21 protein-coding genes are annotated in these 20,064 nt (G+C 74.0%); 14 read left to right on the top strand and 7 right to left on the bottom strand.

The window, feature by feature from the left end:
- Nucleotides 1–243: 243 nt before the first annotated feature.
- From O7635_RS33215 to O7635_RS33205, 3 genes are all read left to right on the top strand, one after another.
- A complete protein-coding gene (locus tag O7635_RS33215; RefSeq protein ID WP_278084447.1) occupies nt 244–1,176 on the top strand; it encodes a carbohydrate kinase in 933 nt (310 codons plus the stop codon).
- Nucleotides 1,173–1,859 carry a transglutaminase domain-containing protein gene (locus O7635_RS33210; protein WP_278084446.1) on the top strand — a complete coding sequence of 229 codons (687 nt, stop codon included), beginning with the start codon at nt 1,173–1,175 and terminating at the stop codon, nt 1,857–1,859. Before O7635_RS33215 ends, O7635_RS33210 begins: the two co-directional genes overlap by 4 nt.
- A gap of 71 nt (nt 1,860–1,930) precedes the next feature.
- Nucleotides 1,931–2,572, top strand: coding sequence for a hypothetical protein (locus O7635_RS33205; protein WP_278084445.1), 642 nt, complete (start codon nt 1,931–1,933; stop codon nt 2,570–2,572).
- A gap of 4 nt (nt 2,573–2,576) precedes the next feature.
- Here the strand turns inward: O7635_RS33205 and O7635_RS33200 are convergent, their stop codons facing one another.
- Complete coding sequence (locus O7635_RS33200) at nt 2,577–3,551, bottom strand: aldo/keto reductase (RefSeq protein WP_278084444.1); 975 nt, start codon at nt 3,549–3,551, stop codon at nt 2,577–2,579.
- Nucleotides 3,552–3,671: 120 nt separating this feature from the next.
- Between O7635_RS33200 and O7635_RS33195 the strand changes: the two genes are divergently transcribed.
- The 4 genes from O7635_RS33195 (at nt 3,672) to O7635_RS33180 (ending at nt 6,114) form a co-directional block, all read left to right on the top strand.
- Complete coding sequence (locus O7635_RS33195) at nt 3,672–4,415, top strand: SDR family oxidoreductase (protein ID WP_278084443.1); 744 nt, start codon at nt 3,672–3,674, stop codon at nt 4,413–4,415.
- Between the two features lie 81 nt (nt 4,416–4,496).
- A complete protein-coding gene (locus O7635_RS33190) occupies nt 4,497–4,925 on the top strand; it encodes a hypothetical protein (RefSeq protein ID WP_278084442.1) in 429 nt (142 codons plus the stop codon).
- A complete protein-coding gene (locus tag O7635_RS33185; RefSeq protein ID WP_347405317.1) occupies nt 4,850–5,152 on the top strand; it encodes a helix-turn-helix transcriptional regulator in 303 nt (100 codons plus the stop codon). Before O7635_RS33190 ends, O7635_RS33185 begins: the two co-directional genes overlap by 76 nt.
- Entirely contained in the window at nt 5,149–6,114 is a 966-nt protein-coding gene (locus O7635_RS33180; protein ID WP_278084440.1) for an NAD(P)-dependent alcohol dehydrogenase, read from the top strand. Before O7635_RS33185 ends, O7635_RS33180 begins: the two co-directional genes overlap by 4 nt.
- On the opposite strand, the gene O7635_RS33175 is transcribed toward O7635_RS33180, so the two are convergent.
- Nucleotides 6,111–6,995, bottom strand: a complete 885-nt coding sequence (locus O7635_RS33175) for a methyltransferase domain-containing protein (RefSeq protein WP_278084439.1) — start codon at nt 6,993–6,995, stop codon at nt 6,111–6,113. The two genes, O7635_RS33180 and O7635_RS33175, sit on opposite strands and share 4 nt — an antisense overlap.
- Before the next feature lie 82 nt (nt 6,996–7,077).
- Here O7635_RS33175 and O7635_RS33170 point away from each other — a divergent pair, with 82 nt between their 5' ends.
- A complete protein-coding gene (locus tag O7635_RS33170; protein WP_278084438.1) occupies nt 7,078–7,734 on the top strand; it encodes a hypothetical protein in 657 nt (218 codons plus the stop codon).
- On the opposite strand, the gene O7635_RS33165 is transcribed toward O7635_RS33170, so the two are convergent.
- A complete protein-coding gene (locus O7635_RS33165; RefSeq protein ID WP_278084437.1) occupies nt 7,727–8,509 on the bottom strand; it encodes a hypothetical protein in 783 nt (260 codons plus the stop codon). The two genes, O7635_RS33170 and O7635_RS33165, sit on opposite strands and share 8 nt — an antisense overlap.
- A 162-nt stretch (nt 8,510–8,671) precedes the next feature.
- Here O7635_RS33165 and O7635_RS33160 point away from each other — a divergent pair, with 162 nt between their 5' ends.
- The gene (locus tag O7635_RS33160; RefSeq protein WP_278084436.1) at nt 8,672–9,475 is read left to right on the top strand and encodes a DUF3097 domain-containing protein; all 804 of its coding nucleotides are present in this window, start codon (nt 8,672–8,674) and stop codon (nt 9,473–9,475) included.
- On the opposite strand, the gene O7635_RS33155 is transcribed toward O7635_RS33160, so the two are convergent.
- Nucleotides 9,472–10,815: a serine hydrolase domain-containing protein gene (locus O7635_RS33155; protein ID WP_278084435.1), complete on the bottom strand. Its 1,344-nt coding sequence runs from the start codon at nt 10,813–10,815 to the stop codon at nt 9,472–9,474. The genes O7635_RS33160 and O7635_RS33155 overlap by 4 nt on opposite strands.
- A 128-nt stretch (nt 10,816–10,943) precedes the next feature.
- Here O7635_RS33155 and O7635_RS33150 point away from each other — a divergent pair, with 128 nt between their 5' ends.
- The 3 genes from O7635_RS33150 (at nt 10,944) to O7635_RS33140 (ending at nt 15,488) form a co-directional block, all read left to right on the top strand.
- Entirely contained in the window at nt 10,944–11,417 is a 474-nt protein-coding gene (locus O7635_RS33150) for an NfeD family protein (RefSeq protein WP_278084434.1), read from the top strand.
- Nucleotides 11,418–11,419: 2 nt separating this feature from the next.
- Complete coding sequence (locus O7635_RS33145; protein WP_278084433.1) at nt 11,420–12,538, top strand: SPFH domain-containing protein; 1,119 nt, start codon at nt 11,420–11,422, stop codon at nt 12,536–12,538.
- Between the two features lie 208 nt (nt 12,539–12,746).
- Nucleotides 12,747–15,488: a hypothetical protein gene (locus O7635_RS33140; RefSeq protein ID WP_278084432.1), complete on the top strand. Its 2,742-nt coding sequence runs from the start codon at nt 12,747–12,749 to the stop codon at nt 15,486–15,488.
- 58 nt (nt 15,489–15,546) lie between these two features.
- On the opposite strand, the gene O7635_RS33135 is transcribed toward O7635_RS33140, so the two are convergent.
- Together O7635_RS33135 and O7635_RS33130 are read right to left on the bottom strand one after the other, a co-directional pair.
- On the bottom strand, nt 15,547–16,239 hold the full coding sequence (locus tag O7635_RS33135) for an SDR family NAD(P)-dependent oxidoreductase (RefSeq protein ID WP_278084431.1): 693 nt from the start codon (nt 16,237–16,239) through the stop codon (nt 15,547–15,549).
- A 1-nt stretch (nt 16,240) separates the two neighbouring features.
- Nucleotides 16,241–17,113, bottom strand: a complete 873-nt coding sequence (locus O7635_RS33130) for an NADP-dependent oxidoreductase (protein ID WP_278084430.1) — start codon at nt 17,111–17,113, stop codon at nt 16,241–16,243.
- 150 nt (nt 17,114–17,263) lie between these two features.
- On the opposite strand from O7635_RS33130, the gene O7635_RS33125 reads away from it, so the two are divergent.
- Together O7635_RS33125 and O7635_RS33120 are read left to right on the top strand one after the other, a co-directional pair.
- Nucleotides 17,264–17,881 carry a TetR family transcriptional regulator gene (locus O7635_RS33125; protein WP_278084429.1) on the top strand — a complete coding sequence of 206 codons (618 nt, stop codon included), beginning with the start codon at nt 17,264–17,266 and terminating at the stop codon, nt 17,879–17,881.
- 43 nt (nt 17,882–17,924) lie between these two features.
- The gene (locus O7635_RS33120; protein ID WP_278084428.1) at nt 17,925–18,725 is read left to right on the top strand and encodes an RNA methyltransferase; all 801 of its coding nucleotides are present in this window, start codon (nt 17,925–17,927) and stop codon (nt 18,723–18,725) included.
- On the opposite strand, the gene O7635_RS33115 is transcribed toward O7635_RS33120, so the two are convergent.
- Nucleotides 18,722–20,062: a hypothetical protein gene (locus O7635_RS33115; RefSeq protein ID WP_278085632.1), complete on the bottom strand. Its 1,341-nt coding sequence runs from the start codon at nt 20,060–20,062 to the stop codon at nt 18,722–18,724. The genes O7635_RS33120 and O7635_RS33115 overlap by 4 nt on opposite strands.
- Between the last annotated feature and the right edge of the window lie 2 nt (nt 20,063–20,064).

Here is a 20,064-nt window from a genome sequence, read left to right as displayed (position 1 = left end):
GCGCCGAGCACCGCCGCCCTGCGGATGAGCTTCACGGATTGCTCCTCGGGGAGTCGGCGCGCGCAGGGGCGGCGCCGGAGTCGACTCGGGGAGCGCGGGCTCACGGACATGCCGCGGCGCGCGCGTCACCCACCTGTGCGTCCGTCGTGGTGGGCGGCGCCAGTCCGCGTGTATTGCCCGGCATGGATATGTGACCACGACGGGGTGCGGCGGGGCAAGAGCGGCGCTGACAAGATGCAGTCCATGGGATACGCGGTGGTCCTCGGCGAGGCTCTGATCGACCTGCTCGACGGCGAGTGCGCCGGGGAGCGGGTCTTCCGGCAGGCGATCGGCGGAGCGCCGTTCAACGTCTCGGTCGGGGCCGCCCGGCTCGGCGGCCAGGTGTCGTTCGCGGGCTCGCTCGGCGACGACGCCCTCGGCACCCGGATCCTCGACTACCTGAAGGAGGCGGGGGTCGACGACCGGGCGGCGGTACGCGTCCCGGTGCCGACGACGCTGGCGGTGGTCACCTTCAGCGGGGCCGACCCGGAGTTCCACTTCTATGGCAGCCCACCGTCGTACTCGCTGCTCACCGACGTGCCGGCCGACCTGCTGGCCGGCTCGGCGGTCGTCTACTGCGGATCGATCGTGCTGCTGCACCCGGAGTTCCGCGCCGCCGCCCGCACGGCCTGGTCTACGGCCGGCGGGCTGCGGGTCTTCGACCCCAACGTGCGGCCGACGCTGCTGCCCACGGCGGCCGACGTCGACGCTCTCCGCACGGTGGTCGAGGAGTTCTGCGCCACCGCCGACCTGGTCAAGCTCAGCCACGCCGACGCCGCGGTGCTCTATCCGGGACTGTCGCTCGCCTCCGTGGCCGGCGACCTGCTCTCGCTGGGCGCGGGCGCGGTGGTGGTCACCCGCGGGCCGGCCGGGGCGCTGGTCGCCGTCGGCGACGAGCGGATCGAGCTGGCAGCGCCGGTGGTCGAGGCGGTCGACGCGACGGGCGCGGGCGACTCGGTGATGGCCGCGCTGATCGCCGGCCTGCTCGCCGACGGCCGGCCGGCCACCGCGACAGGCTGGACCAACCACGTGGCGTACGCCCTGCAGGTGGCCGGCCTCGTCTGCGAGCGCCCCGGCGGAGCGGTCGCGATGCCCACCCGGGCCGAGGTGGCGGCGCGCTACGGTTCGTCCACATGATCTCCGCGACTGATCCAGGGCGCCACGCGGCGCTGCTCGCCGACCTCCCCGACGACGTGGCCGCGCTCGGCGCCGTGGTGCGCAACGTGGTCGGCGGCGCCGGCACGCCCGGCGCCGACGTGCCGCGGCTCGCCGACCTGCTCGACGCCGACCAGGAGCGGCACCCCGGGCTGCCGCTGACCGCGCCCCGCCCGTCGCCGGTCGGTGGCACCTGCCGGACCGCGGCCCTGTTGCTGCTCGCGGCGCTGCGCCAGCAGGGCGTCCGGGCCCGGTCGCGGGTGGGCTTCGCGCCCTACCTGGGCGACGCGGCCCACGTCGTCGTGTCCTATCACGACGGTGACCGCTGGCTGGTGGCCGATCCCCGGGTGGCCGGCGCCACCGGCTTCGTGTTCCCCGGCGACGCCTGGCTCGCCTGGCGTTCCGGCACCCTGGACGCGACCCGCTTCGGCGGCGGCGCCGCCCTGCGCGACGCGGTCCTGCGCGACTGGGCCCACGCCAACGACGCGGCGGTGCGACTGGCCGACGCCTGGGGCCCGATGGGCCCGGACCTGGTCGACGACCTGGACGTCATCGACGACCTCGCCGCGCTGCTGACCGCGACGTTCCGGGGCGACGCGGTGGCGGAGCGGGAGCTGGCGGAGCGCTACGAAACGGACCACCGGCTCCGCCCACCCGCCGCCTAGCCTTAGGTTGGCCGGCCCGGCGGCCGAACGGGGGACGCGGTGCCTGCGGCATATCGACGATAGTCGCCGTTATGAGCATGTCCTGCCGGTTGGGCTGGCATCGCTGGGCGACGTCCGACGGACGGATCGTCTGCCCGCGCTGCCGCGGCGCCGCGGTCGCGCCACGGCCCATCCAGGTCGGGGTCGCGGCCGGGCTGCTGGTCGGCATCGCCGTGGTGTCCGGGCTGCGGGCGGTCGCGGCCCTGAGCGCTCGGCCGCTGGTCGACGAGGCCGCCGCGGGTCCGCTCATGCGGGACACGGCCGGCCGGGCCGCGGTCTTCGACGCGTTGGACGTGACCGCCTACAGCACCGTCGCCGGCTTCGGCCTCGCCGCCGTGCTGGTCCCGGTCCTGATCGGCCTGCGGGGTCCGCTGTCCGGCGCCCGCTGGACGGCCCTGGGCGTCCTGTTCGTCTCGCTGCTGGGCCAGGTGCTCTTCATCAGCACCGACCTGGCCGACGGCCCGATGCGGCTCGGCGTGGTGCCGGGCTGGTACCCGCTGACCCAACAGGCGTTCGAGACCGTCCTCCTGCTCGCCTCGGCGGCCGTCGTCGTCCTGCTGTTCCACGGCGCCAGCCGCGAGTATTTCGAGGAGGGCGTCGTCAACGTCGACGCCGACGACGCGATGGAACGCGCCCTGGAGTCGATCCGCCGCCGCCGGGCCGCCGAGCGCTGAGACGTCAGCGCGGCCCTTCCGGGGTGTTGCCCAGCAGCGGCGTCGCGCCCTGGGTGATCTTGTCGATCTCGACGAGGTCCTCGGCGCTCAGGCGCAGGTCGGCGGCGTCGGCGGCGGCCTCGATGTTGCGGGCGTGCCGGGCCCCGACGATCGCGACGTGCACGCCCTCCTGCGCCAGCACCCACGCCACCGCGAGCTGGGCGACCGTCATCGACCGCAAGGCCGCGAACCGGGCCAGCGAGTCGACGATCTCCAGGTTGCGCACGAACGCGTCGCCGGTGAAGGCGCTCGACTGGGCGCGCCAGTCACCCTCCTCGAAGCGGGTCGAGGCGTCGAGGGCGCCGGAGAGCAGGCCGCTGCCGAGCGGGCTGTAGGCGAGGAAACCGATGTCGAGGCGCCGGGCGTACGGCAGGATGTCGTCCTGGATCTCCCGCTGGAACAGGTGCAGCGGCGACTGCAGCGTCTCCACCGGCCGCACCGCCTCGAACGCGGCGAGCTGCGCGGTGTCGTAGTTGGACACTCCGACGTGCCGGATCTTGCCCGCGTCGACGAGCTCCTGCAGCGCGGTCGCGGTCTCCTCGGCCGGCGTATCGGGATCCGGCCAGTGCACCTGGTAGAGGTCGATGTGGTCGACACCGAGCGCGCGCAGGCTCGACTCGACACCCGACCGCAGCCAGGCCGGCCGCGCGTCCCGGGTCCGCTCGCCCGCCGGGTCGATGCCGCCCTTGGTGGCCAGCACGACCGAGTCGCGGTCCGTGGTGAGCGGCGCGCGCAGGGCCCGGCCGAGCAGCTCCTCGGAGGAGCCGTAGCCGTACCCCTGCGCGGTGTCGAAGATCGTGATGCCCAGGTCGTACGCCCGTTGGATGGTCTCGACGACGGCCCGCTCGTCGAAGCTGCCCCAGTCGCCGCCGAGCTGCCAGGTGCCGAACGCGATCCGGGACACCGCGAGCCCGGATCGCCCGAGTGTGGTGGTCCGCATCGGTCCAGCCCACACCCGCCGGGCCGGCGTGGCGGCGCGTTCGGCCCGATTGAGAACCAGATCACCGCGACGTCCGATCAGCGCCAGACGCGCCCACCGCGCTCGAGCAGGCTCTTCCGCATGGACAACACACTTGATGGCAAGGTCGCGCTGGTCACGGGCGGCGGTCGGGGGATCGGCGCGGCGGTGGCGACCCGCCTGGCCCGGGAGGGCGCGACGGTCGCGCTGACGTTCCAGCGGGACGAGCGGCGGGCCGGCGAGGTGGTGGACCAGATCACGGGCGAGGGCGGGCGGGCCACGGCGGTACGCGTCGACAGCGCCGACCCGGTCGCCCTGGTGGCCACGGTCGACGGGGTGGCGGCCGAGCTGGGCCGGCTCGACATCCTGGTCAACAACGCCGGCGCGTTCCTGCTGGGCCCGCTGGAGGAGCTCAGCGTCGCCGAGTTCGAGCAGACGGTGGCGGTCAACGTGCGGGCGCCGTTCCTGGCGACGCAGGCCGCGGTGCGGCACATGGCGGCCGGTGGGCGGATCATCAACATCGGCAGCAACGTGGCCGAGCGGGCGGTGTTCCCCGGCTTCGCGCTCTACGCCATGAGCAAGACCGCGCTCGTCGGTCTGACCAAGGCCCTCGGCCGCGAGCTCGGCCCGCGCGCGATCACGGTCAACCTGGTCAACCCCGGCCCGACCGACACCGAGCTCAACCCGGCCGACGGGCCCAACGCCGGCGTCATCCGCGACCTGACCGCGCTCGGCCACTACGCGGAGCCCGCCGACGTGGCCGCCGCGGTCGCCTTCCTGGCCGGCGCCGACGGCCGCTACGTCACCGGGGCGGTGGTCAACGTCGACGGGGGGTTCACCATCTGATGTAAAAGTTTCTAGACATGAAGTAAAGGATTCGCTACCTTCGTGATGTCAAAGTTTCTAGACACGCGAAGGAGTCGGTCGATGACCCTCGAGGAGAGACGGGCCTGGATCGGGCTGGTGGTGGCGGTCGTCGGCTACGCGGTCTACCTGGTCGTGGTGCTGGGCCGGGCCGGCGACACCCCACTGGCCGAGGTGTCCTATGCCGCGCCGATGCTCTGGACCATCGGCGCGGGGATCGTCACCGCCATCCTCGCCGACATCGCGTTCGGGATCGCCAACCCGCGGGCGTCGCACCTCACCGACGACCGCGACCGGGTGATCGGGCGCCTCGGCGACCGGGTCGGCCACCCGTTCGTGGCGATCGGCGCCGTCGCGGCGATGCTGATGGCGATGGCCGACTGGGCGCCGTTCTGGATCGCCAACGTGGTCTACCTGTGCTTCGTGCTCTCCGCGATCGTCGGCGGCGTCGCCCGGGTCGTCGTCTACCGCGGGAGCGTCCCCGAGTGGTGAAACCGACCCGCGTCACCAATCGCATCCGCGCGCTGCGGTTCGCGCACGACGAGATGACCCAGGCCGACCTCGCCGATCGGATCGGTGTCACCCGGCAGACCCTCATCGCCATCGAGCAGGGCCGTTACTCGCCCTCGCTGGAGATGGCGTTCCGCATCGCCCGCGTGTTCAAGGTGCCGCTCGACGACGTCTTCCAATATCCCGAGATCGAGGAGGAGACCCGATGAAGGCGATCGCCCAGTCCCGCTACGGTCCGGCCGACGTGCTCTCCCTGCGCGAGGTGCCGCGGCCGGTGGCGGGCGCCGCCGAGGTGCTGGTCCAGGTCCGCGCCGCCGGCGTCGACCCGGGCGTGTGGATCAACATGACCGGCCAGCCGTACGCCGCCCGCGCCGCCTTCGGCCTGACCCGCCCCCGGATCGCCGTCCGTGGCCGGGCCCTGGCCGGCGTGGTCGCGGAGGTCGGCCCGGGCGTGACCACGTTCCAACCGGGCGACGAGGTGTACGGGACGACCGGGCGCGGCAGCTTCGCCGAGTTCGCCGTCGCCCCGGTCAAGTGGCTGGCCCGCAAGCCCGCGACGCTGTCGTTCGAACAGGCCGCCGCCGTGCCGATCTCCGCGGTCACCGCGCTGGCGGCCCTGCGGGCGGTGCGGGCCGGCCAGCGGGTGATGGTGATCGGCGCGGCGGGTGGCATCGGCGCCTACGCGGTGCAGCTCGCCGTCGCCCGCGGCGCGCGGGTGACCGGCGTCTGCGGCACCGACAAGGTCGAGCTGGTCCGGTCGCTCGGTGCCGACGAGGTCGTCGACTACACCGCGGCCGAGGTCGACCGCGACGGGCCCGTGCACGACGTGGTGGTCGACACCGCCGGTTGCCGGCCGCTGTCGCTGCTGCGGCGGGCGGCGGCGCCCCGGGGCGTGGTGGTCCTCGCCGGCGGCGGCCACGACTCCGGCGGGCTGCTGGGCGGCATGACGCGGCTGCTGCGGGTGCCGTTCGTCGCGGCGCGCCCCGGTGCGCGGTTCCAGGGGCTGTTCAGCGGCGAGCGGGCGGCCGAGCTCGACGAGCTGCGGGACCTGATCGACGCCGGTGCCGTCAGGCCGGTCATCGACCGGGTCTATCCGCTGGCCGAGGCGCCCGACGCGATCCGTTACCTCGCGCTGGGCCACCCGGCCGGCAAGGTCGTCCTGACCGTCTAGGTTTTCTCCTTCTGGAAGTGCCAGACGACCAGCGCGGGCGTGCCGTCGAAGGCCGCCTGGTGCGCGGCGGGGGCGATCGGATGCAGCGACCACGGCCAGTCGTCCCACGGCCCCGGGTCGGTGGCGGCCTCGATCGGCTCCGGGACGGCCATCCTCGGCTCGACGCAGCGCCGCACGCCCAGCCCCTGGGGCAGGGCCGCGCCGAGATAGTCGCCGGCCCGGTGCCGGAAGGCCGGCAGGAACGCCGGCGCCTCGCCCGCGAGCCGGACGTGCGGCGCCGAGCCCAGGGCCACCAGCTCGTGGTGCACGTCGGAGACCACCAGGTGCCCGCCCGGGCGGAGCACCCGCGCGAACTCGGCGAAGACCGGGCCCAGGTCGGCGACGTGGGTCAGCGCCAACGCACAGGTCACCAGGTCGACGGAGGCGTCGTCGACCGGGAGCGCGGTCAGCTCGCCCGACCGGAAATCCGCCTCCGGCAGCCGGGCGCGGGCCCGGGCCAGCATGTCCGGCGAGCTGTCGACCCCGATCACGTCGTGGCCGAGGCCGGCCAGCCGCTCGCTGAGCCGGCCGGTGCCGCAGGCCGCGTCGAGGGCGGCGCCGGGCGGCAGCGGGTCGAGGATCTCCCGGAACGCGCGTTCCTCGTACGCGAAGATGCCGTTGCCCGGGACGTCGTAGGTCCGGGACCACACCTCGTAGCCGCTCACCGTGTCGGTGCGGCCCGCCGCCACCGGCTCGACGTCGAGCTTCGGGTCGTCGAGGAGGCGCCGGATCTCGGCGATGCGGGCGGCGGTGAACTCGGCGTCGTGCTCGCCGGCGTAGGCGCGCAGCAGCGCGACGCCCTCGAGCCCCAGCAGATAGGCGAGCGGCCGCTGATGGATCACGGGCCCGACGGTAGCGGCGGCCGCACCGCGGACACCATCGATTAACCGGGAACCGGCGGCCCCCGCGCGGTCTCTAACCGGGATGACGATGCGGCTGGCGGTCGGCGGCCTGTGCGCCCTGCTGCTCGCGGGCCTGGCGGCCTGCGCGACCGGCGACGCGGCGCCGCCTCCGGCCGGCGAACCGACATCCGGTCCGGCGTCCATCGGTCCCACGCCCGATCTGCACCGGCCCGGTGACCTCGGCTTCTACCAGGCGTTCAACATGGACGGTCCGGCCCTGCGCGACCACTATCCCAGCCTCGCCGCGGGCGCGGACGCCGCGACGGTCGTGGTCGTCGCGCAGGTGGTCGACGTGGTGCTGACCCGGGTCGTCCAGGGCGGGGCGCCGGACGACGAAGTGCCACACGTCGGGCTCGTGCTCCGGCCGATCGAGGTCGTCGACGGAGCGGTCCCGCCGGAGCTCGGCGAGCGCCTCACGGTCGAGTTCGTCGGCAACAGCCACACCGACGACGAGGAGATCGCCAAGCTGCGGCGCCGGTTGCCGGCCCAGCCGGGCCTGTGGTTCCTGGCGCGCACGACAGACGGCTTCCGGCCGGTCTCGAAGCAGGGCCTGTTCGTGCAGGGCAACAACCGGGTCGAGTCGCCGCTGACCGCCGAGGGTGACGGCGACATGGCCGCCGAGGGCCGCGCCTACGGACGCCTGAGCGCGCTGGTGCGCGACGTCCGCGGCGTCAGATGAGCGGCGCGTTGCAGGCGGCGACCAGCGCGCCGCGGCAGGCCGCCGACAGCGGGCGCAGGGCCGCGTCGCGGGCCTGGGCCTCGAAGTTGTTGACCGCGCCACCCGGCGCCACGACGTCGGCCAGCGCCAGCACCCGGTCGAGCACGTTGGCCCGGGCGAACAGCCGCCGCGCCCGCGGGTCGAACCCGGGCGGGAGCTCGTTGGCGCTGTCGGGCTTGCGGATCGCGGCGAGCGCACCGGCCAGCTCGGGCCGCCACTGTGCGATGTCGAGCCGGGCCAGCGTGTTGGTCGCCTCGGCCAGCACCAGGTTGAGCTCGCCCTCCGCCTCGGCGACGCTGACGGGCGCCGGCGGGGGCGTGCCGGCGGGCAGCGCGAAGCACCGCCACAGCACCGTCTCGAACGTCACGCCGGAACCGGACGTGTGGCTGCGTACCTCGGGAATCAGCCCCAGCTCACCGGCGATCACGGCCTCGCCCGCGATCAGCGCGGCGCCGGTGAAGTCGCCGGGGCCGGGCAGGCCGCGCGGGTCACCGGGCACCGGCAGCACGAGCCGGACCTGGTCGGGGGTGAGCTTGGAGAACGCCGTCAGGCCCTCGCGCAGGGTCACGTCGGTCCACGCGCCGGGCGCGTCGGCGACGAGGTGCTCCTCGCCCCGCTCGACCTCGTCGGCGACCTCGTCGTAGGGCACCAGACCGGCGCGCCACGACCGCACCCAGGCCACGAGCCGGCTGGACCGGCGCGTCGCGAGGGTGGTGGCGCCCGCTGCGGTGGACATGCAGGAAAGGGTACGTGCTGACCGCGCCGCTGTCTCGATCGCGCGACCACCGGTACCCGCGAGGAATGCCACACCCACCCGAGCTGGACAGTGCCGACGGAACCGGTCGATCCGGCGCGTCGGACGAGGCGGGTGACGCGCGGGCGGCTACCGTCCGGACACATGTATGGGGAGGACGTGCTGGCGGGCGACTGGCGCCGCCGCAAGGTGACGCCCGAGGTGGACGCCGAACCGGACCTGGTCGTGGAGGACGCCGACTCGGGATTCTGCGGCGCGGTGGTCGGCTTCGAGATGGGCGCGGTCGTGCTGGAGGACCGGTTCGGCAAGCGCCGCAACTTCCCGCTGCTGCCGGCGGCGTTCCTGCTGGACGGCCGGCCGGTCACCCTGCGCCGGCCGGCGGCGCCCGCGCCGAGACAGACCCGCACGCGTACGGCCAGCGGCTCCATCGCCGTCGCCGGCGTCACGGCCCGGGTCGCCCGGTCCAGCCGGATCTGGGTCGAGGGCATCCACGACGCCGCCCTGGTGGAGCGCATCTGGGGCGACGACCTGCGCATCGAAGGCGTGGTGGTGGAGCCGCTGGACGGCATCGACGCGCTGGAGCAGGAGGTCGCCGCGTTCGGCCCAGGCCCCGGCAGCCGGCTCGGCGTGCTGGTCGACCACCTGGTCGCGGGTTCCAAGGAGAGCCGCATCGTCGCCCGGGTCACCTCGCCGCACGTGCTGGTAACCGGGCACCCTTACGTCGACATCTGGCAGGCCGTCAAGCCCGCCGCCGTCGGCATCCGGGAATGGCCGGTGGTGCCCCCGGGACGCCCGTGGAAGGAGGGCATCTGCGCGGCCCTCGGCGTGGCCGAGCCGGCCGACATGTGGCGCCGCATCCTCGGCACGGTCCGGTCCTACAAGGACGTCGAGACCCCGCTGATCAACTCGATGGAACGCCTGATCGACTTCGTGACGACGGAGGGCTAAGGGCCGAGCCGGTCCGGATGCCGGGTGAAGATGAACGTGGCGATCTCGAGCGCCACCGGGACGCCGTGCTCGTCGCGGCGGACCGTGAGGATTTCGCCGTCGTTGGGGCCGCCACGGCCGCGCCACCGGTCGGTGCCCTCCGCCGCGAACCGGGTCGGCTTCGGCGCGCCCGTGCGCAGCTGCGAGAGCACGAGCTCGTTGGTCGTGTCGCTCCAGCCCAGGTCGTACTCGATGCCCATCCACCACCAGCGTCCCGTCATCGGGGCCAGCGGCGCCGGGGGAGCGCCGGCCGGGCGCCACGGGGTGGGCAGCTCCGGCTCGCGGTCGAGCACGTCGGTCAGCACGGTGCGGCCCAACTCGCTGATCGAGCCCTCGCGGAAGCTGTAGGCGTTGGCGAAGCCGACCACGCCCGTGCGCGAGCGGCGATGCACCGCCAGACACGCGACGTAGCCCGGCATCGAGCCGCCGTGGCCCACGTACACCCGTTCGCCGACGCGGTAGAGCTCGAGACCCAGCCCGTGCCCGGAGGTCCAGGCGTCCAGGTCGCTGATCACCACCGGCGCGCACATCTCGGTCAGCGTGTCGGGGGAGAGCACCTCCGGGCGCGGCGCCGCGAGGAAGGCCGCCCAGCGCGCCAGATCGTCCACCGTGGACCACAGTTGGCCGGCGGGCGCCATCGCGCCGGTGTCGGTCCGCGGCTCCTCGCGCAACGTCCCCGACCACGGGTGTACGACATAGCCGCGCGCGAACGGCTCCACGGGGTGGTAGGTGGTGGCCCGCATCCCCAGTGGATCGAACAGCCGCTTGGTGAGCAGGGTCGGCCAGTCCTCGCCGGTGAGCCGGCGGAGGACGGCGCCGAGCAGCCCGTACGCCAGGTTGGAGTAGTGGTAGGTCCGGTGCGGCGGGAACGCCACCTTGTCGGGGGTGAGGCCGGCCAGCAGCGCGTCGATGTCGTCGCCCTCGTGCCGCTCCCACCAGCGGCCCTCCGGCTCGCGCTGCAGCCCGGCGGCGTGGCCGAGCAGCTGGCGCAGGGTGACCCCGCCGATCGGGGTGCCGGGCAGGTGCCGGTAGAGCAGGTCGTCGAGCGCCAGCCGGCCCTCGTCGCGCAGCTGGAGCACCAGCGCGGCGGTCATCGTCTTGGAGATCGAGCCGATCCGGTAGCGGGTGTCCGGGCCGGGCCGCGGGTCGCCGGGCGCGGCCGGGCCGCCCGCGGTGGCCACGTGGACGAGGGCGCCGTCGCGGACGACGCCGAGCGCGATCGACGGGACCCGGCCGGCCGCCTGGGCGCGGGCGACCGCGGCGTCGACCGAGCGGGCGGTCTCCGGCAGCAACGACGTCATCTCGGGTGGGCTCCTCGGGGCTCGACGCGGTCGGTTCCGGAGGGTCAACGGCTGCCCCCGACCCGACGTTACCGTCGCGCGACCGTTGCGCTGTCGCAATGGGTGCGCCGCCGTGTCACGATCGATGTGTGGATGTCGTTCTCTGGGTCGTTCTGGGAGTCGTGCTCGCGGTGGCGGAGATGTTCACCGCGACCCTTTTCCTGTTGATGATCTCGGTGGGCGCGCTAGCGGCCGGCGCCGCGGCGGCGCTCGGCGCGCCCGCGATCGTGCAGGCGCTGGTTTTCGCCGGCGTGTCGGGCCTGACCGTCTTCGCGGTCCGCCCGATCATCCAACGCCACCGGATGTCGGCCCTGGAGAGCAACTCCGAGCCGATCGGCCTGGAGGCGATGGAGGGCTCGAGCGCCCTCGTGCTCGAGCAGGTCGACGCCGACCAGGGCGTCGTCAAGATCGACGGGGAGACCTGGCGGGCCCGTGCCTACGACTCGCACCAGGTCTTCCGGCCCGGTGAGCGGGTACGCGTCATCGAGGTGAAGGGCGCGACCGCCATGGTGTGGCGGGACGATGCCACCAGCGGGGACAACACCGGAGAAAAGGTGAACTGAGGATGGAAATTGCCATTGCCGTCATCGTGGCGGTAATCGTACTGTTCGCCGTCATCACGCTCGTTCGTGCGGTGCGCATCGTGCCTCAGCAGCGGATGGACGTCGTGGAGCGGCTCGGCAAATACAAGCGGACCCTGTCGCCGGGCCTGAACCTGCTGGTGCCGTTCATCGACGCGGTGCGCACCAAGGTCGACATGCGGGAGCAGGTGGTCAGCTTCCCGCCCCAGCCGGTGATCACGTCCGACAACCTCGTCGTCTCGATCGACACCGTGCTGTACTTCCGGGTCGTCGACCCGGTCCGGGCCACCTACGAGATCGCCAACTTCCTCCAGGCGATCGAGCAGCTCACCGTGACCACGCTCCGCAACGTGATCGGCTCCCTCGACCTGGAGAAGGCGCTGACCAGCCGCGAGGAGATCAACCGGCACCTGTCCGGCGTGCTCGACGAGACCACCGGCCGCTGGGGCATCAAGGTCACGCGGGTCGAGATCAAGGCGATCGAGCCGCCGCCGAGCATCCGCGACTCCATGGAGAAGCAGATGCGGGCCGAGCGTGACCGGCGTGCCGCGATCCTCAACGCCGAGGGCCACAAGCAGGCCCAGATCCTCACGGCCGAGGGTGAGAAGCAGGCCGCGGTGCTGCGGGCCGACGGTGACCGGCAGTCCCGGATCCTGCAGGCCGAGGGCCAGGCCAAGGCCATCCGCACGGTGTTCGACGCGATCCACACGGCCAACCCGAGCCAGAAGGTGCTGGCCTACCAGTACCTGCAGGCCCTGCCGCAGATCGCCAACGGCTCGGCCAACAAGGTCTGGATCGTGCCGACCGAGCTCACCCGGGCCCTCGAGGGCATGGGCGGCGCGCTGGGCGGGCTGGCCAACATGGTCGGCGACCAGCCCACGCAGGGCGTCGACGCGGGCGCCGTCGAGCGCGAGGCCGACGAGGCGGCCAAGGCGGCCGCGGAGGCGGCGGCCGAGGTCAACCACGAGGTACGCGCGGCCGAGGAGCAGGTCTCCTCGTCGAGCGCGCCGGGGCTGCCGCCCCAGACGCCGGGCATCACGGCCGGCGAGCCGGTGCCACCGTCCACGGTGCTCGGCGAGGAGCGCCCACCCGAGCGCGCCTGATCTCGTCTCGAAGGGCCCCGCGTTTCGCGGGGCCCTTCTGCGTTGCCTTGAAACTTGCTCACGGTTTCCGCGATCCAACGCGAAGCACCCTCGCAAGCTGTCACGATTCGCGTAGGTAACGCACGGTCACCCTAGGGTCATGGGCGCCATCAGCGTTCCGGCGCCCCGGTGACCGTGGTCCGTTCCGCCGAGAATCGAGGTGACGGCGATGGGTCACGTGGCGAAGCACTCCGCCGGCGCGGGGTCCAACCGGGACCGTTCCGCGCCGCCGAGCAAGCCGGGCGAACCCGCGGAGACACCGGCCGCCGAGCCGGTGGCGGTCAAGCCCGGCGAGCCCGGCGACCGGCCGGACGACCCGGCCGGCTCGGTGGTGGTCGAGCCGCTGGACTCCGGCCGCTCCGCCGCGGACGACCGCACGGTGGTCCGGCCCACCATGCCCGGGCGCGGGACGCGCCGTTGGTGGCAGTTCGGGCGCGGCGACGAAGGCCCGCGGCCGGTGTCGCACGCGGCCGGCGCGAAGCCACGCCCTACGCCGGATCCCGCCCGCTCCACGGACCGGTCGCCGTTGGCCGGTGGGATTTCCCGTGGCGTGGAGCGTTCGGTGGCGGATGGCGGGCTTTCGCGTGCCGCGGACCGCTCGATCTCCGAGGACCGGAATGGTCGGGGAGTTGACCGGTCCACATGGGAGGACCGCCGGATCCGGGCCGGCGAACGCTTCGCGTCGGATCGCGGCTCGTCGCCGGGCGTGTCGCGGCGCCGGAACCAGCCGTCGCACTGGGACGCCGGCGGCGACCGCGTCGAGGTTGGCCGACACGGGACGGACGCGGCTTCCCGCGACCATCGCCGTGCTGAGTCCGGCGCTGCTTCCGCGAGCGGCCAGCTCTTCGGCGCCTCGCGCCCCGGCGCGGATGTGTCGGCCCGGGACCGTTCATCGGGCGAGGAGCCGTTCTCGTTGCGGCCGTCCGGATGGGACGGTGCGGAGCAGGTGCGGGGCGCCGTTCTTGACGCGGCGGCTGCCGACGACGGCGACCGGGTGAAGCTCGAGGAGGGCCGGCGTTCGTCGCTGCGGCCGTCCGCGCCGACAGGCACGCCGACCTACGAGGGGATGGGCACCGAGGACACGGCCGTGCTGCCGCGGCTCGGCGACCCTCTGCAGACCGCGCGGATCTGGACCAGCCGGCCCGAACCGGCGCCCGAGAAGGACGACGAGAAGGCCAAGAAGGTCGACGTCACCAGCCTCACCGACGTCGGCATCAAGCTGCTCCCGGAGATCGAGCCGGGCGCCCCCGACGGCCCCGTCACCAACGCCCGCTGGGCGGCCCTGGTCCGCTCGGCCACCCGCCGGATGATCTGGACCCTGCCGGCCGCCGGCGTGATCGCGGGCGCCGCCTCGATCGGGGCGATGGTCCGCGGCGGCCCGGCCTACTACCTCAACGGCGCCGAGCCCTTCCGCCTGATCATGTGGGTGACCAGCGTCTGGTTCGGAATGATCGCGATGATCTGCCTGGTCGGCATCCTGGCCGCGGTACGCGTACGCGCCACCGCACTCACCGGTCTCATGCTCGGCCTGCTCGGCGGCATCTCGATGCTGATGTTCGCGGCGGTCCCCCCGGCCACACCGATCTGGGGCCTGAGCGCGAAAACCCTGACTCTGTCCTGCGGCGCGCTCTACAGCGCCGGCTGGGTGGCGATGGGCTGGGCGGTCTTCCGCTCACGCATGTTCAGCCGCGGCGACGGCCTGATGCTGATGCTGTGCGGGCCGATGATCGGCTTCGCCGGGCTCTGGCTGTCGCCGTTCCACACCGCGGGCGCGCTGCTGATGATCGCGGCCGGCCTGGGCATCGCCTGGAAGTCCGGCAGTACGCTCCGCGCCGTCCGCGCCGGCCGCGCCGCCGACCTGGCCGCACAGGCCGGCCCACCGCTGGAGCTCGCCGAGATCCGCCCGCGCCGGGTACGCAAGCCCAAGCCGCCCAAGCCACCGAAGGCCCGCAAGCAGCCCAAGCCGTCGAAGCGGTCGGCCCGGGGCAAGCAGACCGACCCGAAACGCGGCGACCACGCCGGCGCGACCGAGACCCGCCAGCCGCACCAGGACCGCCACGCCGACCGGCCCGGCACGCAGGACCGGCACGCGGCCCAGGACCGCCACGGCGCCCAGGACCCACACGGCGCCCGGGACCGGCACGGGGCACAGGACCGGAACGCGGCCCAGGACCGGCACGGCGCGCACGACGGGCACGGCGCTCGGGACCGGAACACGGCCCAGGACCGGAACGCCGGCCTGGACCGGCATGCGGCCCGAGACCCGCACCCGGCGCAGGAGCGGCCGGCTTCCCTCGACTACCAGGCGGGCGGGCGGCGAGGGGCGCCGCAGGGCGGCTACGCGGGCCAGGACCGTTGGGCCGACCGCAACGCGGACCACAGCGCCTGGTCCAACCGCGACACCGGCCAGGAACGCGACGCCGACCGCGCCGCGGACCAAGGCAGCGGGGCGAACCGCCACGCCGACCGCGACCGTCGTGCCGACCGCAGCGCGGACCGGCGCGGTTGGTTCGGCCGCAACGCCAACCGGCACCGCGACGCCGACCGCGACCCGGGCCAGCACGGTCGGTCGAACCGCGACGCCGACCAGCGTGCCTGGTCGGACCGCGACGCGGGCCGAGCGGACCGCGGGGCCAACGAGTCCGCGCGCGGCGGCCGGGCCGCACGCCCGGATGAGCCGACCGTGGACCCGAAGGTGGCCGCCGGCCAGGCGGCGCCGGCAGGCAACCCGGCCAAGGACGAGAAGCCGTCCCGCCGCCCCGGCAAGCGCCGCCTGCGCCTCGGGGCCACCACGCGGGAAACCACACCCTCCCCGGCGACGCCGGCCCCGCCCGCGTCGCCGAAGGAGTCCACGCCGGAGGAGGAGCGCAGGCGATGGGGTCGACCGGGCGCTGACGACCGCAAGCGCTGACCCCACCGAGGACCGGGCACAGCCGACGCCGCCCACCCGGCGCCGGCTGTGCCCGCCGTTACGTCTCCGGGTCGGAGCGGCGTCCGGCGCGCAGGACCTCCGACAGCAGGTGCTCGCTGCCTTCGCCCCGGCTGTGGATCTGCCAGTAGTACGGCGCCAGCCGGTCCGGGTCGGCCTGCTCGGCGTCGACGGACAGCGACACGTGCGCCGCGTACACCCCTTTGCCCGCCAGGGCGTCGTGCAGGTTGAGCACCCAGTTCCGCAGGGCCGCGCAGGCGATCCCGACGTTGCCGAGCGCGGCCGACGGCGCCACCGAGGACGGGCCGGTCGTGTAAAGCAGGGTGCCCGTACCGCGTTCGATCATGTCCGGCAGCACCTGGCCGGTCGCGGTGATGGCACCGTGCACATAGAAGTCGATGTGCGGCTGGACATTGGCCACGCTCACGTCCAGCGGTCCCGCCAGCACCAGCCCGGGCTGCGGACCGCGCGGCGCGGGGGAGTACTCCAGCACCTCGACGGGCTCGTGGTTGGCCGCGATCTCCTTGAACGCGCCCACCAGGCTCGGCCGGTCCATGATGTCGGCGGGGTACCCGGCCGCCGCGACGCCGTCCTCGGCCAGCCGGGCCACCAGTTCATCCAATGTGGACGTCGTACGGGCGATCAGCGCGACCTCGTACCCCTGCTCGCCGAACACCCGGCCGACCGAGAGGCCGAGGCCGGGCCCGGCGCCGACGATCGCGATGGTGGGCATGTCAGCGCCGCGTGTCGACGACGAGCTTGCCGAGCTTGTGCCCGCCGAAGTCGGCCAGGGCGCGCGGCGCGTCGGACATGGCGTACGTGTGGGTGATCGGCACCCGCAGCGCGCCCGAGGCGATCGCGTCGAGGATGGTGCCCACGGTCTCCGGCGTCGCGGTCGGCTGGATCGGGGTGACCGTGAGGTCGTCGCGCCCGATGGCCTCGGCGGTCGCGCCGATCGCCGACGAGAAGCGGCCGCCCGGCGGAAGCATCGCGCCGAGGGTGGCCGCGTCGCCGGCGGCGTGCGCGATCGCGGTCAGGCCGGGCGGGGCGGCGAGGCCGTCGGTGTAGTCGAGCGTCTCGTTGGCGCCCAGGCCGCGGACGAACTCGGTCGGTTCGCCGGGACGCGCGGTCGCGTACACCGTGGCGCCCGTGGCCCTGGCCAGTTGCACGGCGAACGCGCCGACGCCGCCGGTCGCGCCGGCGACCAGCACGATGTCGTCGGCGGTCAGGGCCAGCGTGTCGACGAGCGCCTTGGCCGTGACCGCGGCCAGCCCCGCCGCGGCGGCCTGTTCCTCGCTGATGCCCGGCGGCAGCGGCACGACGCTGCGGGCGTCGAAGATGATCGTGTCGGTGAGCGCGCCGCGGGCCAGCGTCATCCCGGTGATCACGCCGGCGACGCGGTCCCGCGGGCGGATCGTCGCGACGCCGGGACCGACCCGCTCGACGGTGCCGGCGAAGTCGCGGCCGAGGACGACCGGAAATCGATGGGGTACGGAGTCCCACAGCAACCCCGCGCCCGTCGCCGCGTCGATGCCGTTGACCGAGGCCGCCTCCACCGCCACCCGGACCTGCCCGGGGCCGGGGTTGGGAACCGGTATGTCCAACAACGCCGGACTCTGGTCGCGACCGGCGACCGCCAATGCTCGTGCCAACGCGAGACCACCTCACCTAACCGGGGGATTGTCCCTGCTTAGCTCCTTCTGCGACGCTAGCACGACCGGGGAAAAGACCCCGGTTACCGCCGTAAGGTATTCGCCATGTCTCCCGGGAGCCTGCGGGCCGACGCCGAGCGCAACCGCCGCCAACTCCTCGATGCCGCCCGCGCGGTTTTCGCGGCCCGTGGCCTCGACGCGCCACTGGACGACATCGCTCGCCGGGCCCGCGTCGGCAACGCCACGCTCTACCGCCGCTTCCCGCGCCGCCGCGACCTCGTCGGCGCGGTCTTCGTCGAGCCGCTGCGCGAGGTGGTGGCCACCGCGAGGGCCGCGCTCACCGAGCAGGACCCGTGGCGGGCGTTCGCCAGCCACCTGAGCTACCTGTGCGAGCTCCAGTCCCGCGACCGCGCGCTGGCCGAGCTCCTCACCGCGCGGATGTCCGAAGTGGACGAGCTGGACGACCTGCGCGACATCGCCTTCGACTGCCTGGTCGAACTGGTCGACCGCGCCCGCGCCGCCGGCGCCGTCCGCCCGGACGTCGACCACGCCGACGTGGTGCTGATCCTCATGGCCAACGCCGGCCTGGTCGAACGCATCGCCGCCAGCGCCCCGGACGCCTGGCGCCGCCACCTGAGCTACGTCCTCGACGGCCTCCGCCCCACGGGCGCCCCGGCCGTGACCACCCCCGCACCACGCCTGGCCGAGCCCCTGCCGGGCTGACCCGCCGTCCGGGGGCCGGCGAGCGCGGCGGAGAATGGCCGACGTGCCCGTCACCGTGATCACCGAGCCGGACGACGAGCGGCTCGCCGACTACCGGGCGCTGACCGACGTCGAGCTCCGGACCAGGTGGGAGCCGCCGCACGGCCTCTTCATCGCCGAGGGTGAGCTGGTCCTCCGCCGCGCCCTGCGGGCCGGCTATCGGCCCCGCTCCTTCCTCGTCGACGAGAAGCGCGTCGACCAGCTCGGCGACCTGGCCGACGCCGCCCCGGTCTACGCCGCCGGCCAGGCCGTCCTCGAGCAGGCGACCGGCTTCCACGTGCACCGCGGCGTCCTCGCCAGCTTCCACCGCCGCCCCCTGCCGGACGTCGACACCGTGCTCGCCCAGGCGCGGCGGCTGGCCATCCTCGAGGACGTCAACAACCACACCAACGTCGGCGCGATCTTCCGTGGGGCCGCCGCGCTCGGGGTCGACGCCGTGCTGCTCTCGCCGTCCTGTGCGGACCCGCTCTACCGCCGCAGCGTCCGGGTGAGCATGGGCGAGGTGTTCGCGGTGCCCTACGCGACCCTGGACCCGTGGCCCGACGGCCTGCGGCGGGTGCACGACGCCGGCTTCACCGTCATCGCCATGACCCCGGCCGCCGACGCGGTGCCGTTGCAGCGGCTGACCGAGCGGCAACGGCGCAAGGCCGCGCTCCTGCTCGGCGCCGAGGGACCCGGCATCAGCGCGAAGGCCGTCGCCGCGAGCGACGTCCGGGTCGCCATCCCGATGCGCAACGGCGTCGACTCCCTCAACGTCGCCGCCGCGGCGGCCGTCGCCTTCTGGGAGCTCGGCCGCGCCGACTAAGGCAGCAGCTTGGCGTAGGTCTCCGGCACGAAGTGCGGGCCGCCGGGCGTGAAGACCTCCGAGTCCGACGCCGCCGACCACGCCTCCGCCGGCACGGCGGCGACCAGGGCGGTCACCACCGGCGAGCCGGACCAGGCCGGCTGCCGGGCCAGCAGGCCGAGCGCGACCAGCGACTCCTCGACCTCGCCGACGCACTCGAACGGCTTGTGGCCGTCGATGCCGAGGATCTCCAGGTAGCCCGGGATCTGCGCGGGGTCGGCGAACAGGTCGAGGTCGAAGATCTTGATCAGCCGCTCCGGCGTCATGAACGGCGCCATGGCCAGGAAGACGAACCGGCACTTCGGGCAGTTGCCGCACCAGCGCGCGGTCGCGTCCCGCAGCTTGAACGCCTGGTTGCAGCTCGTCACCACGTGGTCGTAGCCCGAGAACCCGGCGAACAGCTTCGCGATGTGCAGCTCCGAGAGCGTACGCAGCAGCGAGAAGTAGGGGTCGACGAGCCCGGCGTGGGCGGCCAGCGCGGCCCGCAGCAACCCTTCGGCCTCCACGCCCTTCGACCACTGGTGGTTGATCTCGTGACCGTTCCAGATCAGGTTCGGGTCGGACGCCGAGCGCTCGTTGGACATCACCACCGGCCCGAGCCCGTGCAGCACCGCCGTGGCCACCGCGATCAGCGAGTTGATCGCCGTGACCGGGATGTGCCCGTTGAGCGCGCCGCCGGCGTTCAGGTCGAGCAGGTACGGGTCGAGCGTGCGCCGGGCGGCCAGGGCCGGCACGCCGGACGCCTCGTTGACCGCCGCGATGATCCGGTTGGGGTTGACCGAGAACGGCACCGGGTCCAGCCCGCCGGTGCGCAGCGTCTCCAGCGTGACGATCGAGTCCTTGCCGCCGCCGACGGCCGACAGCGGCCGCCCCTCGGTCAGCTCCGGCGCGGGCGCAACCGGCGGCACCACACCGGGCGTGACCGGCACCAGGGAGAGGACGTGCGGCAGGTCGTTGCGGTACGCGTACTCCGCGAGGCCCTTGGTGTAGATCGCGGTGACGTATTCGAGCACCGCGTCGGAGACGGGCGCGGGCAGCTCGATGCGCGGCGGCGCGGCGGCCTTGTAGTAGCTGACGCCGGCCACGAGGTGCAGCAGCGACAGCACCTGCCGGACCGTGGCCAGCCGCGCCGGGGAGGGCGGCGCCGCCGGCACCGGCAGCGTCACGGTCTCGGTGAACGACACCGGCCCGGCCGCACCGTCGAGCTCGTAGGAGAAGGTCGCCACGCCGGTCGACGGATCGAACGACGCGGACGGGAACCGGAACACCGCCATCTGGCCGAGCTGCTCGTTGCGCACAC

It is taken from the genome of Asanoa sp. WMMD1127 (assembly GCF_029626225.1).
Lineage (GTDB): Bacteria > Actinomycetota > Actinomycetes > Mycobacteriales > Micromonosporaceae > Asanoa.
The sequence above is the reverse complement of the archived record's forward strand: the minus strand, read 5'-3'. Positions and strand labels throughout refer to the sequence as shown.

Coding starts and splice junctions, on each gene's coding strand:
- O7635_RS33215 (WP_278084447.1), top strand. CDS start 244: ATGGGATACGCGGTGGTCCTCGGCGAGGCTCTGATCGACCTGCTCGAC.
- O7635_RS33210 (WP_278084446.1), top strand. CDS start 1,173: ATGATCTCCGCGACTGATCCAGGGCGCCACGCGGCGCTGCTCGCCGAC.
- O7635_RS33205 (WP_278084445.1), top strand. CDS start 1,931: ATGAGCATGTCCTGCCGGTTGGGCTGGCATCGCTGGGCGACGTCCGAC.
- O7635_RS33200 (WP_278084444.1), bottom strand. CDS start 3,551: ATGCGGACCACCACACTCGGGCGATCCGGGCTCGCGGTGTCCCGGATC.
- O7635_RS33195 (WP_278084443.1), top strand. CDS start 3,672: ATGGACAACACACTTGATGGCAAGGTCGCGCTGGTCACGGGCGGCGGT.
- O7635_RS33190 (WP_278084442.1), top strand. CDS start 4,497: ATGACCCTCGAGGAGAGACGGGCCTGGATCGGGCTGGTGGTGGCGGTC.
- O7635_RS33180 (WP_278084440.1), top strand. CDS start 5,149: ATGAAGGCGATCGCCCAGTCCCGCTACGGTCCGGCCGACGTGCTCTCC.
- O7635_RS33170 (WP_278084438.1), top strand. CDS start 7,078: ATGACGATGCGGCTGGCGGTCGGCGGCCTGTGCGCCCTGCTGCTCGCG.
- O7635_RS33165 (WP_278084437.1), bottom strand. CDS start 8,509: ATGTCCACCGCAGCGGGCGCCACCACCCTCGCGACGCGCCGGTCCAGC.
- O7635_RS33160 (WP_278084436.1), top strand. CDS start 8,672: ATGTATGGGGAGGACGTGCTGGCGGGCGACTGGCGCCGCCGCAAGGTG.
- O7635_RS33155 (WP_278084435.1), bottom strand. CDS start 10,815: ATGACGTCGTTGCTGCCGGAGACCGCCCGCTCGGTCGACGCCGCGGTC.
- O7635_RS33145 (WP_278084433.1), top strand. CDS start 11,420: ATGGAAATTGCCATTGCCGTCATCGTGGCGGTAATCGTACTGTTCGCC.
- O7635_RS33140 (WP_278084432.1), top strand. CDS start 12,747: ATGGGTCACGTGGCGAAGCACTCCGCCGGCGCGGGGTCCAACCGGGAC.
- O7635_RS33135 (WP_278084431.1), bottom strand. CDS start 16,239: ATGCCCACCATCGCGATCGTCGGCGCCGGGCCCGGCCTCGGCCTCTCG.
- O7635_RS33125 (WP_278084429.1), top strand. CDS start 17,264: ATGTCTCCCGGGAGCCTGCGGGCCGACGCCGAGCGCAACCGCCGCCAA.